Consider the following 12,918-nt stretch of genomic DNA (forward strand, 5'->3'; position numbering starts at 1 on the left):
TGTGACGCACGGTTAATCAGGAATGGCCAAGGCTGTATTGCCGGCCTTGGCAGTCGACGCGGGAGCAGTGTCTCGACCGGCATCACGCCACCCGCCGGCCCACCGACACGATGCTGCGATCCTTGACCCGGTCGATCGTGGATGTGCTGATTCGCTCCTCGCCCGTGTCAATGGCAATTTTGCAGGCGTCCTCCAGCAGGTAGTTGAGACGCCCCACGTAACCTTGGGTCAGCGTGTATGCGAGCTGGATGAGTGTTTCGTTCTCACGAAACCGAGACTGCCGACGCAGCGGGAGCATGCGCTCGAAGGCGAGCAGGATCGGCACGAACTCGGCCAGTGTGAATGGCTTCAGCTTCACGACGGTATTCAGCCTGCCGGCCACCTGATCCTCGCTCGCTATCATGTCGAGGACGACCTGGGTTCCGCCTACTACGAACGGTCGTCCCGTGTCGTTGATCAGGTTCTTCATGAACACAAGAAAGTTGACGATCTTGGAGCTCATGCGGCTGTCGCGCGAAATGTCGTGGATCTCATCGATCATCACGGTTCCTACGCGGCAGGCCTTCAGCATCGTTACTGCGTGGCTGCGCAGGTCGGCCGGGGACGGGTTGTAGCGGAGCGGGTGGCCGAGTGCAGCCAGGATCTTCTTGAGCACGATCACCGGATCAGGGTTGTCGGGCGCGGTCAGATAGATGACACGGTGCTCGGCGTATTCGCTTTTCCGGATCTATGCGCGGCTGATGGAGGTCGCGAAATGCTGTCATCGTGCGGCTCTTGCCCGTGTCGGCGTCGCCGGTGATGATTAGACCCCGAGGCTTCGTGGAAGGTGCTGAGTTCATGCAATCCTGAAGCGCAAGGAAAGCGTCCTTGGTCGATGGCGTCGGGATCCAGACCCGGTTCCAGCACTGATAGAGGCGGTCGCGACCCTCGATATCGAGGAACTCCTGCATTTCCGGCCGAAGCGTCGGGTTGTCGTAGGTGTCGCTCATCCGAACATCGCCTCCACGTCGTCGTCACTAACGCCCGAAAGGATGTCGGTGATGCTGCCCTTGGCGGTTTGTTGCTGGGCTTCACCTTTCCCGCCACGGTGCTCTTCGGGGGGCGGCGCCGCCGATGTGGGACTCGTGAACCTCGCCGTTGCGCCGGTCTGGGCCAACGGGACGGGGGCCTCTTTCCTGATCCGGCCATGGTGCGACTGCCGCGTTGCCTCGCGCTGGGCGCTCTTGGTCTTCTTGATTGCCTCCGCGATGTGGCGATGCTGCTCGTCGATGATCTTACCCAGCTGCTCGGGCGTCGGTTCGCGCTTGCGCCGCAGCGCCTCGCGCCGCGCGGCCTGCAGCTCGAAAATGCTGGCCTCGGGGAAGTTAAGCTGACGGATGTAGACCGGGATCCACTCGTCGCCGTCTTTAGCCTCGGGGTCCTCGGCTGCACGGTCGGGGTGTTTGACGTAGATGACGCGCACGTCGAACGGGTGCCGCCTGATTTCAAGTTGACCGTAGCTCTTGCGGTTCCTCACCAGCCACTCCAGCGACTCGCTGTAGTAGTCGAGATGGTCGATCCTGATGCCGTAGCGCTGAATGCTGCGCTTCACGAGCGGGAACCAGTGGATGCGGAACTGTAGGCTGTCGACGTACACGTCGGGCAGGCGGTGCTTCTGGCCGTTTGGTCCGAAATAGTAGCCCCTGAACTTCTCCAGAGGCGGCATGCCGATCCCGGTGTGGACGTCGTTGTGATATTCGTCCACAATCATCCACGCGTGCTTGGTTACGTCTTCCAGCGTGAAGGCAGCCGTCATCTCCGGGCGGAGCTCCCCGCGTTCGGCGGGGGTGGCGCCGGTGGCGCCGGGCAGGTCCTTGAACCGCACGGCCAGATTGCCGTTTAGCCGCTCGATATGCGCGCCGTACTGCGGTTGACCGAGTGGGCGCCACTTCAGGCGAATGCGGAAGTGCGCGGCCGACGCGTTGGCCGACTGACCGGTGAACTCGCCCGCGTTGTCTGCTTCCAGCCGCTCGGGCTTGCCGCCCATCGGATTGTCCCATTCGAGCCCGTATCGCTCCGCGATCACGTCCTTGCGGGTCATGCCGTTGATCATCGCCATTGCGAACGTGGTGGTGCTCGGCGGGTCGATGCCGACATGCATGCCGAACACCATGCGCGAATAGACGTCGATGGCGAGCGTGATCCAGACGCGGCCGATCGTCTGCAGCCGGTCGTCGGACAGGATCTCGATATCCGCTTTCCAGTGGTCGATCTGCACGACCTCTAGCGGGCGATGGACCTCGGGGTAGTGGTCCCTGATCGGATCGTGGGTTTTGCGTGTTTCGTTGTATCCCTTGCGCGTCTTGGTCCAGCGGTGCTCCGGAATCTTGGTCAGGCGATCGGCCAGGGTGGCTTGGGAGACCTCCAGTCCGGCCTTCTCAAGCCTGCGCTTGACCTCGCGGAAGAACTTGCGGGGCTTGGCTCCGCCGCGCTTCAGCACGGTCGCTTCCAGCACCTCCTCGATGATCTTCTGCGCCTTGGGGTTGATCCGCGACTTGCCCCTTCCGCCCGGCCTGGTCGGGGGCGGCAGCTGGTCGGTCATGCCCGTGTCGCGGAACCGCCTGATCGCGTCGTACGCGGCGGAGGTGGAGATGCCGAGCTTCTTCGCGGCATCCGTCACTGCCGCCTTTGTGTTGCGATCGTTGTCGAGCAGTGGACCTAGCGCCGCGACATAGGCGGGCACCTTCGCGGCGCGCTTGAGGTCGACGGTGGTGCCGGACCGGTCCTTGCCCGAGACCTCCGCCCCAAGGTCCTTGATTGACGCGTTGAAATATTCGCCTTCGGCGCTGACCACCACGAGCGTGTCGAGGTCGCGCGCTCCTACGACGCGCATCTCAGCGCCGCCATATCGGACCTTGTCGCCCTTCTTCGTGCCGATCTTCATCTTGACCTCGGCCGCTAACGGGTCCGCCTAGCTTACATCATGTTTCTATAATGTTCACGCAGAAACTGCGTCTAGCAGTGACCTGAGCAGCGGGTCGTGATTGCGCCCGGGTTGTTCCCCCGGCTCGCGGGCTCGGACGACGCTGGAGTCATTGAACGGCCGGGCAAGGTCGCACAGCAGCATGCGCCAGGCGACCGCCTGCTCGATGCCTGCGCGAATGTCGGGTTCCTCCATACCCAGCCCGCACAGCAGCCTAATCGCCTCCGTCACGGTAACGCCCTGCGTGCCGAGTTCGCGGCGGATGAGGTCGAAGGCAGCGAGTTCCGGGTCGGAGTCGAGATGGCGTCGGAGCAGGCGGGCGTTCGTGAGGTAGGGGGTGCGTATGCGGTCCTCGGCCATGATGCGGAAGGCGGCCCCCATGTTCTCGGCGGCGACCCGACCGGCTTGGAACTTTGGGGCGTATTGCGTCGCATTGGCGATCAGGTCCGCCCGGCGCTTCACCTCGATGACGTAGCGGCAGGGTCCGTCGTCCAACGACGCGTGCAGTTGCACGACAATGTCGGGGGTGTATCGCCGCGTTCTGCCGTTCGTCGCGTATTCGATGATTGGCTGGGTCAGCAGATCGTAGGTTCCGGGCGCGAAGGCCAGCTGCTCCAGCAGTTCGGCCTCCAATTCGGATTCGACGTGCTGGGCCCCGGAGGGTGTGCGCAGCGGAACCATGCTTCGGAACGAGCTGAACGTAGCGTCGATGGGACGCTGCTGGAAGTGCTCTTTCAAGACCATGAGGCCGACTTTAGAGTAGGTTACGGCTCTCCCGCCACGCGAAACTGGTCGCATGTGCTTTTTCCTTTCTACAAACTGGTCGTGCTAACTTGTCAGCTATTCCGACTGTCTTGTGCGAGGTTCGAGGCTTGAGCCCTCATCCGGTCCGACATAGTTTCCGGATTCACAGCCGATCTGATGCTGCCGCCGCCGTCGGAAGGATCGGCAGAGGTGGCAGCGCGAGTTGGCGCTGTGCGCGCGATCCAGGCGGATCGATATCGCGACCACGGCATCCGGACCAACGCAGACGCGGATGGTGAACTGCTAGAAACTTTCTGCGCGCCTGATGCCGACGGACGCGCGCTGTTGGCGCAGGCGGCCGAAGCAATGCGGCTATCGGCCCGAGGATATACGCGCATCCTGCGTGTCGCGCGCACGATCGCCGATATGGCGGGAGCGGGAGGCGTGGGCCGGATCCATGTTGCCGAGGCGCTGAGCTATCGCCGGCGTGCACCAACCAACTGAGAGCGGAACCGGCGATCCCGGTCAGCTAGCGAGGCGGTGATCCGGATCGAGCAAGGGGGCGCCAGGCACCAGCAACCGCCGCTCGGCCAGTAGCCGGCGCGTGTTCGCGGAGTTCATCGGGCGTCCGTACAGATAGCCTTGTCCGCGCGCGCATCCTAGGTTGCGCAGCCAGCCTTCGGTTTCGATGTCCTCGACGCCTTCCGCCGTCACCGGCAGGTTGAGGCTGGCACCCAGGCCCGCAATGGCGCCAACGACCGCGGCGCTGTCGCTATGGCCGGCGACCGACTTTACCACGCTGCGGTCGATCTTGATCCGGTCGAACGGCAGGGCGCGTAGGTGGCCGAGGCTGGAATGGCCGGTGCCGAAATCATCCAGTGCGACGCGAATGCCCTGGTTCTTGAGGCTGCCGACGATCGACTGCGCGAGGGGCAGGTTCTCGAACAGGGCGCCTTCGGTGATTTCAATCTCCAGCCGATGCGCGGGGAAGCCGGTTTCGAGCAGGAGCTTGATGATCTTCTGCGGAAGCCAAGCATCGCGCAGCTGCGCGGGCGAAATGTTGATCGACAGGCTGAGGGAGGAATCCCAATCCCGCGCGGCGTGAAAGGCGTGGCGCATCAGCGACAGCGACAGATCGGCGATCATGCCGCTTTGTTCGGCGATGGTGATGAACCGTTCAGGCGGGATGACGCCGTGCAAGGGGTGTTCCCAGCGCGCGAGCACCTCGAACCCGAACAGCTGCCCCGTAGCGAGATCGATCTGCTGTTCGAAATACGGCACGATCTGACCTGCCGGGATCGCTTGGCGCAGGCCGTTCTCCAGTTCGTTGCGGGCATGCAGCGCGCGCGCCATAGCGGGTTCGAACCACCCCGCACGATTTCGCCCGGCCTCCTTGGCGGCGCACATTGCGATTTCCGCAGCGCGCATCAGCGCGTCGATCGAACCGCGTTCCACATCGGAGCGTGCAAGGCCGATGGTAGCCGTGATCTGTATTGCCACGCCGTCAATCTCGAACGGCTGGGCGAGGCGGCTGACCAAGCGCTCTGCGATACGCTGTACCGTGTCGGGATCACGCGGGTCGAAGACGAAGGCGCAGGCAAACTCATCGCCGCCGAGTCGCCCAGCGAGCGCAAAGGGCGGCAGTTCGGCCTGGATGTGGCTGGCGACGCGGGCGAGCAGCTTGTCCCCCATGGCGTGGCCATGAAGTTCGTTGACCGGGCGGAAGCGATCGAGATCGACCAACAACATCGCAGCGGCCCGATGGCGCCGGGTCGCGTCCAGCAGCATGGCGCTGCCCTGTTCTGTTAACGCCCGGCGATTGAGCAAGCCGGTCAACGGATCGCTAGTCGGTGTGAGGCGGGTGCGGGCACCGTTCGCGAGCCGCTGTCCGACCAACTGGGCGATCTGCTGATGGCGCCGCCAGCCCACCAGGATCAGCACGACATTGAGAAGCAGCGCGAGAACCATCAGATCGTCGACGCGCCCGCCGCTGCCAAAGGCGCGTTGCAGCAGCGTGGCGCCGGTCGCGCCGAGCAGTGCTGCGAACAGCCCAATCGCGGCGATCGTTATGCGACCAGCAGGCGTAGCGCGCGGTTCGGCAGAGCCGCGCGGGACCTGGGGGGAGGGCGCCGAGTCATCCATCTTCCCCCCTTCTGAGCGCGCGGCATGTATAATTTGTTAACTGGCGGATGCTTGCCCCGGATCCGTGTTTGCAGTAGAGGCCGCACAACGTTCCGAGTTGAACGCTGAAGACAAGCACCCATTGTGGTGCACGCTGGCCGGCGAGGTTTCGCCCGCCGGCGCTTTTGCGTTTGGGCGGAAGAAAGGAGTTTTGACGCGATGTTCGACAGCCTGAGCGATCGTCTTGGCGGCGTATTCGACCGTCTTCGCGGCCGCGGTGCGCTGACCGAGGCCGATGTCCGGCAGGCCATGCGCGAAGTGCGCATCGCGTTGCTGGAAGCCGACGTCGCATTGCCGGTCGCCCGCCAGTTCGTCGACGAAGCGACGGAAAAGGCAATCGGCCAGAACGTCCTGCGATCGGTGACGCCGGGGCAGCAGGTCGTCAAGATCGTCAACGACGCGCTGGTCGCGATGTTGGGCGGCGACGATCCCGAAGCGGCAGAGCTGAAGATCGACGTCACGCCGCCCGCGGTGGTGATGATGGTCGGCCTGCAGGGTTCCGGTAAGACCACCACGACGGCGAAGATCGCGAAGCGCCTGTCCGGCGGCAAGGGCGGCAAGGATCGCAAGAAGGTCCTGATGGCGTCGCTCGACGTCAATCGTCCGGCAGCGCAGGAACAGCTGGCGACGCTGGGCAAGCAGATCGACGTCCAGACGCTGCCGATCGTTGCCGGGCAGCAGCCCGTCGATATCGCCCGTCGCGCGCTGCAGGCGGCCAAGCTGCAGGGCTTTGATGTCCTGATGCTCGACACTGCCGGGCGTCTCCACGTCGACCAGGGGTTGATGGACGAGATGAAGGCAGTGGCGGAAATCGCCACGCCACAGGAGATCCTGCTCGTCGTCGATTCGCTGACCGGCCAGGACGCGGTCAATGTCGCGCAAAGCTTCTCCGAACAGGTGCCGCTGACTGGCGTTGTGCTGACCCGTATGGACGGCGATGCGCGCGGTGGTGCGGCGCTGTCGATGCGCGCGGTCACCGGCAAGCCGATCAAGTTCGCCGGCGTCGGCGAAAAGATGGATGCGCTTGAGGCGTTCCATGCCGAGCGGGTTGCCGGCCGTATCCTCGGCATGGGCGACGTGGTCAGCCTGGTTGAGCGGGCTGCTGAGTCGATCCAGCAGGAAGACGCCGAGCGCATGGCGGCGAAGCTGGCCAAGGGTCAGTTCGACATGGACGATCTGCGCGGGCAGCTGGCGCAGATGCGCCGCATGGGCGGCCTGGGCGCGCTGGCCGGCATGATCCCAGGCATGAAGAAGGCGCAGGCGGCGATGGCGAACGGTGCTGTCGACGAACGCATCCTGCTGCGCATGGACGCGATGATCACGTCGATGACGCCCAAAGAGCGGACCAAGCCGGAACTGATCAACGCCAAGCGCAAGATCCGCATCGCCAAGGGCAGCGGCACGACCGTTCAGGACGTGAACAAGCTGCTGAAGATGCACCAGGAAATGTCCACGGCGATGAAGAAGATTCGCAAGATGGGCGGCATCAAGGGGATGCTCGCGATGCTCGGCAAGGGCGGTCCCGGTGGCGGCATGGCCGGCATCGGCAATGCGCTGGGCGGCCCGGAACTGGGCGACATGCTGGGCAAGGCCGGCGGCGGGCTTCCGGGCCTGCCGGGGGGGGGCGGCGGACTGCCGCCAGGCTTTCCGAAGTTCAAGAAATAAGCAACCGCCCCGCTGCGGGGCACGACTGTCAACAAAGGATCCCCGCTGGCGCAGGGACGATGAAATCAGAAGGCAAGGAAGACTACAATGGCACTCAGCATTCGCCTGTCGCGTGGCGGCTCCAAGAAGCGTCCGTACTATCGCATCGTCGTGGCTGACGCGCGCAGCCCGCGCGATGGCCGCTTCATCGAGAAGATCGGCAACTACAACCCGCTGCTCGGCAAGGATGACGAGAAGCGCGTGGTTCTGGACGCCGAGCGTGCGAAGCACTGGCTGGGCAACGGCGCACAGCCGACCGATCGTGTTGCTCGCTTCCTGGATGCCGCTGGCGTTCGTGAGCGTCCGGCCCGCGCCAATCCGAAGAAGGCCGAGCCCGGCGAGAAGGCCAAGGAGCGCGCCGAGGAGCGTGCCGAGAAGCTGAAGGCCGCTGAAGAAGCGTCGCAGGCAGAGACCGAGGCCGTTGTTGCGGCTGAAGTCGACGCAGCGACCGAGACGCCGACCGCTGAGGCCGAGAAGGTCGCCGACGCGACGGCCGAGCAGTAAGCATCAAATCGGGTCATGGCGCGTTTTCCTTCGCAAGCGAAAGGAACGTGCCATGACCACCCAACCCAAGCCCGGCTCCCCGGACCCCAGGACCGCAAGTGATGACGACGAGAAAGTCGCCAGCAACGAAGGCGTCTCCGCGTCAGAACCCGCCGAAGGCGCCGACGACGCCCCCTCCGGCGACAAGGACTCCGCCAACGGGTGAGCCTCAGGTCGTACTGGCGGTCATCACCGGAGCGCATGGCATCGGCGGTGAGGTGAAGCTGAAGCTCTTCGCCGATGACCTGGCCGGCTATACCTCCTTCAACGGTGGTACTCTGACGCTCAGGAGCGTTCGGGGCGCGATCGCAAGGTTCGCGGAAGTGGCCGACCGTACCGCCGCGGAAGCGTTGCGTGGGGTGGAACTATCGGTTCCACGTGCCGCGCTGCCCCCGTTGGCAAAGGGCGAGTATTATCACGCCGATCTGTTGGGATTGCCGGCGGTGTCGGACGCGGGCGAGAACCTGGGCAGCGTTGTGTCAGTCGAGAATTTCGGCGCTGGCGACGTGATCGAGGTGGAGCGTCCCAACGGCAAGCGTTTCATGGTGCCGATGAACGAGCAGGCAGTTCCGGAATGGAATGCCGAGCGGATGGTGATTGCAGCGGCGTTCGCCGACGCCTGAGCCGCTGTGCTGCGCCGGTGATGGTGACCGGCAGCAGGTGACTAACCCCTCAGACGTCCATCTGCTTCACGGCCGCATTCCACAGCGAAATGTTGTTGCGCGCTTCCTGCACGAAAGCCGAGCGGCGAACGAAGCCGAGGAAGAAGTCTGCCAGCCACTTGCCGGGATTGCGCAGCGGCCGTTCGAACTGAACCAGAAGAACCACGCGGGTGCCCTGCGTCTCGTTCCACACCTCATGATCATAGGTATCGTCAAACACCAGCGTCTCGCCCTCGCGCCAGCGCACGATCCGGGTGTCGACGCGCATCCGCACGTCGCCGTCGTCCGGCACGATCAGGCCAAGATGACAGGTAATCAGGCCCTTTGACACGCCGCGGTGCGCGGGAATGTGCGTTCCCGGCGCCAGGATCGAGAAGAAGGCGCTGTTCAGCCCTGGGATCTGTTCAACGAGCCGGGCGGTCGTCGGGCAGCGATCGGCGTTCTCGTCGATTCGGTAGCCGTATCCCCAGATGAAGAACGAGCGCCACATGTTGACCTGCGCGATCGAACGATGATCGGGCGAGATGGTGGCGAGGCTGGGCGCCGCCTGGCCACGCAGTGCCACATTCATCGCCTCGGCCCGGATCACGTCCCAATTGTCCCGCAGCAACTGCGTCCAGGGGAAGGTGCGCACGTCGAGAACAGGGTCGTTCGGTACCAGCGATGAGCTGGCGATCAGGCGATCGAATACACCGCGCAGGTGCTTGCCGACACGGATGATCAGCGGCCGGTTGGGATCCGCCTTCAGTTCGTCCGACGCGGCCGGCGCGCCCGAAACGGCGCGGACATTTGGGACAAGGAGCGGTGCACTGTGCGACGCGTCGGGAAGCGTGGCCGCTCGGGAAGGGGAGATCGTGTTCACGTTACCTATCCGTCATCTGAATCCGACGCGCACGCAGCAGGCCAGGACGTTCGAGGTGATCGCCTAGGCGCGATTCGGGTCCAAAACATGGCGGCGAGACGGTCATCGAAAGATCGTGGGCGGGGTGTGGCGGCGGCGCCGCGGGCAGGCTAGAAGCAGCCGCATGACCGCATTTCCGCGCGCGCTTGCTGCGCCGTTCGCCGTTGTTTCCCTTCTCGCCTTGGCGGCCGTTCCGGCCATCGGACAGCAGGCGGCGAAGAAAGCGCCTGCCACCGCCAGCCGCACCGCGGTCGCAACGGCGAAGCCCAGCGTGCCGGTGCAGGGCACGATCATCGACCCGGCATCCGTCCAAGTCGATACATCGCCATGGCTGTTCAAGGGATCGGATATTCCGCCCGACACGGCGTGGAACTTCGGCGCTTTGCCGAATGGATTGCGCTATGCCGTGCGCAAGAACGGCGTCCCGCCTGGCCAGGTGGCCGTACGCGTACGTATCGACGCCGGATCGCTGAACGAGACCGACGCCGAGCGCGGCTATGCGCATCTGATCGAACATCTGTCGTTCCGCGGCTCCAAATATGTCCCGGACGGCGAAGCGAAGCGAGTGTGGCAGCGGTTCGGCGCCACCTTCGGTTCGGATTCGAATGCGCAAACGACGCCGACACAGACGGTCTACAAGCTCGACCTTCCAGCTGCGACCGAAGCCAATCTCGACGAAAGCCTGAAGATCTTTGCCGGAATGATGTCCGCGCCGGGCATCAATGCGCAGGGCCTGGCGGCGGAGCGGCCCGCAGTGCTCGCCGAGCAGCGTGAAGCGCCAGGGCCGCAGGTCCGCCTGTCAGATGCGCGCAACGCTGTTCTGTTTGCCGGGCAGCCGCTCGCCGACCGTTCGCCGATCGGGAACGTCAAGACCCTGGAAGCGGCGACGCCAGAGAGCGTGCTGGCGTTCCACCAGCGGTGGTATCGTCCGGCGCGCACCGTCGTCATAATCTCGGGCGATATCGATCCTGCGATTGCCGCCCGGTTGGTCGTCAAGAACTTCGGCGGGTGGAAGGGGGTTGGACCCGATCCGGCGGACCCGGATTTCGGCAAGCCCGATCCGAAGGCGACGCCGACCGCCGCGATCAACGAACCCTCGCTGCCGCCGCTGGTGATTAGCGCGACGCTGCGGCCGTGGACGTATCAGGACGACACGATCATCTTCAACCAGAGGCGCCTGGTCGACCTGGTCGCGATGCGAGTCATCAACCGGCGGTTGGAAGACCGCGCGCGAGCGGGCGGCAGCTTCCTTCAGGCGAGCGTGAACCTGGAGGATGTAGCCCGGTCGACCAACGGTACCTTTGTCAGCATCCTGCCGATTGGTGACGATTGGGAGGCGGCGTTGAAGGATGTGCGCGCCGTGATCGCGGATGCAATGACCGCCGCGCCCAGCCAGGCCGAGGTTGATCGGGAAGCGGCCGAATTCGAAGGCGCGATGCGCAACGAGGTCGAGACGGCACGCGTGGAGGCCGGCTCCAAGCAGGCCGACGACATGGTGCAGGCGCTCGACATTCGCGAAACGGTGGCCGGCCCGCAGGAATCGTACAACATCTTCCTCGACGCCAAGAAGAAGGGGATGTTCTCGGCGGCGGGTGTCCTCGAATCGACCCGGCGCGTGTTCAAGGGCGATGCGCAGCGCGCGATCGTCAACACCCGCGTCGCGGATCCGGGCGCGGCTGCCAAGCTGGCGACCGCGCTGACCGCCGACGTCGCGAAGCTGGCTGGACGGCGTGATCGCCAGACCAACGTGAACTTCAAGGACCTGCCGAAGCTCGGCAAGCCCGGCACGGTCACGGCGCGCGAAACGATCGCCGATCCCGGGATCGAGAAGGTGACATTCTCGAACGGGGTGCGGATGCTGATGTATCCGAACGCCTCAGAGACTGGCCGCGTGTACCTGCGCGTCCGCTTCGGCCGTGGCTATAGCGCGCTTCCCGCCGACAAGCCGACGGTGGCCTGGGCCGCCGACAGCGCGCTGATCCCGGGCGGGATCGGCAAGTGGAACCAGAGCGATCTCGACGCCCTAACCACTGGGCGCCGGATGGGGCTGGACTTCGACATCACCGACGACGCGTTCGTCATGAGCGCAATGACCACCCCGGGCGACTACGCCGATAACCTTGCGCTGATGGCGGCGAAGCTAGCCGCGCCGCGCTGGGACCCGGCGCCGGTGCTGCGCGCCAAGGCCGGCGCGCTGGCCGGCTACGCCGGTTTCGACTCCTCGCCCGATGGCGTGTTGTCGCGGGATCTGGAGCGCAAGCTGCGCAATGGTGATCCGCGCTGGGGCCCGCCCACGCGGGAGGAGATCGACGCGCTGACGCCCGAGGCGTTCCGGCAGTTGTGGGAGCCGTTGCTGGCGACGGGCCCGATCGAAGTCGACGTGTTCGGCGATGTGACCGGGGATGAAGCCGTAGCGGCTGTCGCCAAGACGTTCGGCGCGTTGAAGCCGCGGCCTGAGACAGCGCCGGTGGCTGCCAATGCGTCTTTCCCGCCGCACAATGACCGTCCCGTCACCCTGACGCACCAGGGCGCTGATACTCAGGCGGCTGCTGTAATCGCGTGGCCGACCGGCGGCGGCAGCGACGGGATCGCTGAAAGTCGTCGTCTCGATATCCTCTCGGCCATATTCGCGGATCGCCTCTTCGATCGCCTCCGCTCGGTCGCAGGGGCGAGCTACAGCCCCAGCGCGGTGAGCCAGTGGCCGCTGGGCCTGTCATCGGGCGGACGCATGATCGCAGTCGGTCAAGTGGCGCCGGAGAACGTCGAGCTGTTCTACAAGCTGAGCCGTGAGATTGCGGCAGAGCTGGTGGCGACGCCGGTCAGCGAGGATGAACTGCGCCGTGCGGTGGGGCCGATGATGCAGTATCTGGCGCGCGCATCGTCGGGGAACCAGTTCTGGCTGCTGCAGGTGAGTGGCGGCGCTTATGACCCCAACCGGCTGGGCGGCGCCAAGACGCTGGTCGACGACTATATGGGTATCACCCCTCAGACGCTGCAGGCGACCGCCGCAAAGTATCTGCGGCCTGAGAAGGACTGGACCTTGGTGGTGCTGCCGAAGGCTCCCGCCAGCAAGTAAACGAAAGACGCCGCGCGGTTCGTTCTGGAACGCGCGGCGATTTTCTTAGGTGTTTAGTCCCGGCATCTGGTGGATCGGATTGACGATGAACCGGTCTGGCTCTGACGTCCAGATCTTGGCAATGTATTCGTAGGGTGTGAGGCCG

10 protein-coding genes and 2 pseudogenes are annotated in these 12,918 nt (G+C 64.8%); 5 read left to right on the plus strand and 7 right to left on the minus strand.

What is annotated here, in order from left to right:
- Positions 1-82: 82 nt before the first annotated feature.
- Genes K0S66_RS16425 through K0S66_RS16440 form a run of 4 tightly spaced genes read right to left on the minus strand, consistent with a single transcriptional unit; the run spans position 83 to position 3,706 of the window.
- Complete coding sequence (locus K0S66_RS16425) at positions 83-661, minus strand: TniB family NTP-binding protein (protein WP_301076553.1); 579 nt, start codon at positions 659-661, stop codon at positions 83-85.
- A 4-nt stretch (positions 662-665) separates the two neighbouring features.
- A complete protein-coding gene (locus K0S66_RS16430; RefSeq protein ID WP_301076554.1) occupies positions 666-989 on the minus strand; it encodes a TniB family NTP-binding protein in 324 nt (107 codons plus the stop codon).
- Complete coding sequence (locus K0S66_RS16435) at positions 986-2,923, minus strand: Mu transposase C-terminal domain-containing protein (RefSeq protein WP_301076555.1); 1,938 nt, start codon at positions 2,921-2,923, stop codon at positions 986-988. Before K0S66_RS16435 ends, K0S66_RS16430 begins: the two co-directional genes overlap by 4 nt.
- Positions 2,924-2,977: 54 nt before the next feature.
- Positions 2,978-3,706: a Tn7 transposase TnsA N-terminal domain-containing protein gene (locus K0S66_RS16440; protein ID WP_301076556.1), complete on the minus strand. Its 729-nt coding sequence runs from the start codon at positions 3,704-3,706 to the stop codon at positions 2,978-2,980.
- Between the two features lie 168 nt (positions 3,707-3,874).
- Here K0S66_RS16440 and K0S66_RS16445 point away from each other — a divergent pair.
- Positions 3,875-4,210: pseudogene (locus K0S66_RS16445) on the plus strand (ATP-binding protein); the annotation flags it as partial.
- A gap of 21 nt (positions 4,211-4,231) precedes the next feature.
- Here K0S66_RS16445 and K0S66_RS16450 read toward each other — a convergent pair.
- A complete protein-coding gene (locus K0S66_RS16450; protein ID WP_301076557.1) occupies positions 4,232-5,848 on the minus strand; it encodes an EAL domain-containing protein in 1,617 nt (538 codons plus the stop codon).
- Between the two features lie 198 nt (positions 5,849-6,046).
- Between K0S66_RS16450 and ffh the strand changes: the two genes are divergently transcribed.
- The 3 genes from ffh to rimM all read left to right on the plus strand — a co-directional run bounded on the left by ffh (position 6,047) and on the right by rimM (position 8,757).
- Positions 6,047-7,552 (plus strand): signal recognition particle protein, encoded by a 1,506-nt coding sequence (ffh, locus tag K0S66_RS16455; RefSeq protein ID WP_301076558.1) that lies wholly within the window; start codon positions 6,047-6,049, stop codon positions 7,550-7,552.
- Positions 7,553-7,639: 87 nt separating this feature from the next.
- Entirely contained in the window at positions 7,640-8,095 is a 456-nt protein-coding gene (gene rpsP / locus K0S66_RS16460; RefSeq protein WP_301076559.1) for a 30S ribosomal protein S16, read from the plus strand.
- A 101-nt stretch (positions 8,096-8,196) separates the two neighbouring features.
- Positions 8,197-8,757, plus strand: coding sequence for a ribosome maturation factor RimM (rimM, locus tag K0S66_RS16465; protein WP_301076560.1), 561 nt, complete (start codon positions 8,197-8,199; stop codon positions 8,755-8,757).
- 49 nt (positions 8,758-8,806) lie between these two features.
- Here the strand turns inward: rimM and K0S66_RS16470 are convergent, their stop codons facing one another.
- A complete protein-coding gene (locus tag K0S66_RS16470; RefSeq protein ID WP_301076561.1) occupies positions 8,807-9,658 on the minus strand; it encodes an aspartyl/asparaginyl beta-hydroxylase domain-containing protein in 852 nt (283 codons plus the stop codon).
- 163 nt (positions 9,659-9,821) lie between these two features.
- On the opposite strand from K0S66_RS16470, the gene K0S66_RS16475 reads away from it, so the two are divergent.
- Positions 9,822-12,773, plus strand: coding sequence for an insulinase family protein (locus tag K0S66_RS16475; RefSeq protein ID WP_301076562.1), 2,952 nt, complete (start codon positions 9,822-9,824; stop codon positions 12,771-12,773).
- A 45-nt stretch (positions 12,774-12,818) separates the two neighbouring features.
- Here K0S66_RS16475 and K0S66_RS16480 read toward each other — a convergent pair.
- Positions 12,819-12,918: pseudogene (locus tag K0S66_RS16480) on the minus strand (IS481 family transposase); the annotation flags it as partial.

The organism is Sphingomonas sp. (genome assembly GCF_029239295.1).
Classification (GTDB): Bacteria; Pseudomonadota; Alphaproteobacteria; order Sphingomonadales; family Sphingomonadaceae; genus Sphingomonas.

Bases quoted from the DNA above. Each gene is read 5' to 3' on its own strand.
- K0S66_RS16440 (WP_301076556.1), bottom strand. From the start codon at position 3,706: ATGGTCTTGAAAGAGCACTTCCAGCAGCGTCCCATCGACGCTACGTTC.
- K0S66_RS16450 (WP_301076557.1), bottom strand. From the start codon at position 5,848: ATGGATGACTCGGCGCCCTCCCCCCAGGTCCCGCGCGGCTCTGCCGAA.
- K0S66_RS16435 (WP_301076555.1), bottom strand. From the start codon at position 2,923: ATGAAGATCGGCACGAAGAAGGGCGACAAGGTCCGATATGGCGGCGCT.
- rpsP (WP_301076559.1), top strand. From the start codon at position 7,640: ATGGCACTCAGCATTCGCCTGTCGCGTGGCGGCTCCAAGAAGCGTCCG.
- K0S66_RS16430 (WP_301076554.1), bottom strand. From the start codon at position 989: ATGAGCGACACCTACGACAACCCGACGCTTCGGCCGGAAATGCAGGAG.
- ffh (WP_301076558.1), top strand. From the start codon at position 6,047: ATGTTCGACAGCCTGAGCGATCGTCTTGGCGGCGTATTCGACCGTCTT.
- rimM (WP_301076560.1), top strand. From the start codon at position 8,197: ATGACGACGAGAAAGTCGCCAGCAACGAAGGCGTCTCCGCGTCAGAAC.
- K0S66_RS16475 (WP_301076562.1), top strand. From the start codon at position 9,822: ATGACCGCATTTCCGCGCGCGCTTGCTGCGCCGTTCGCCGTTGTTTCC.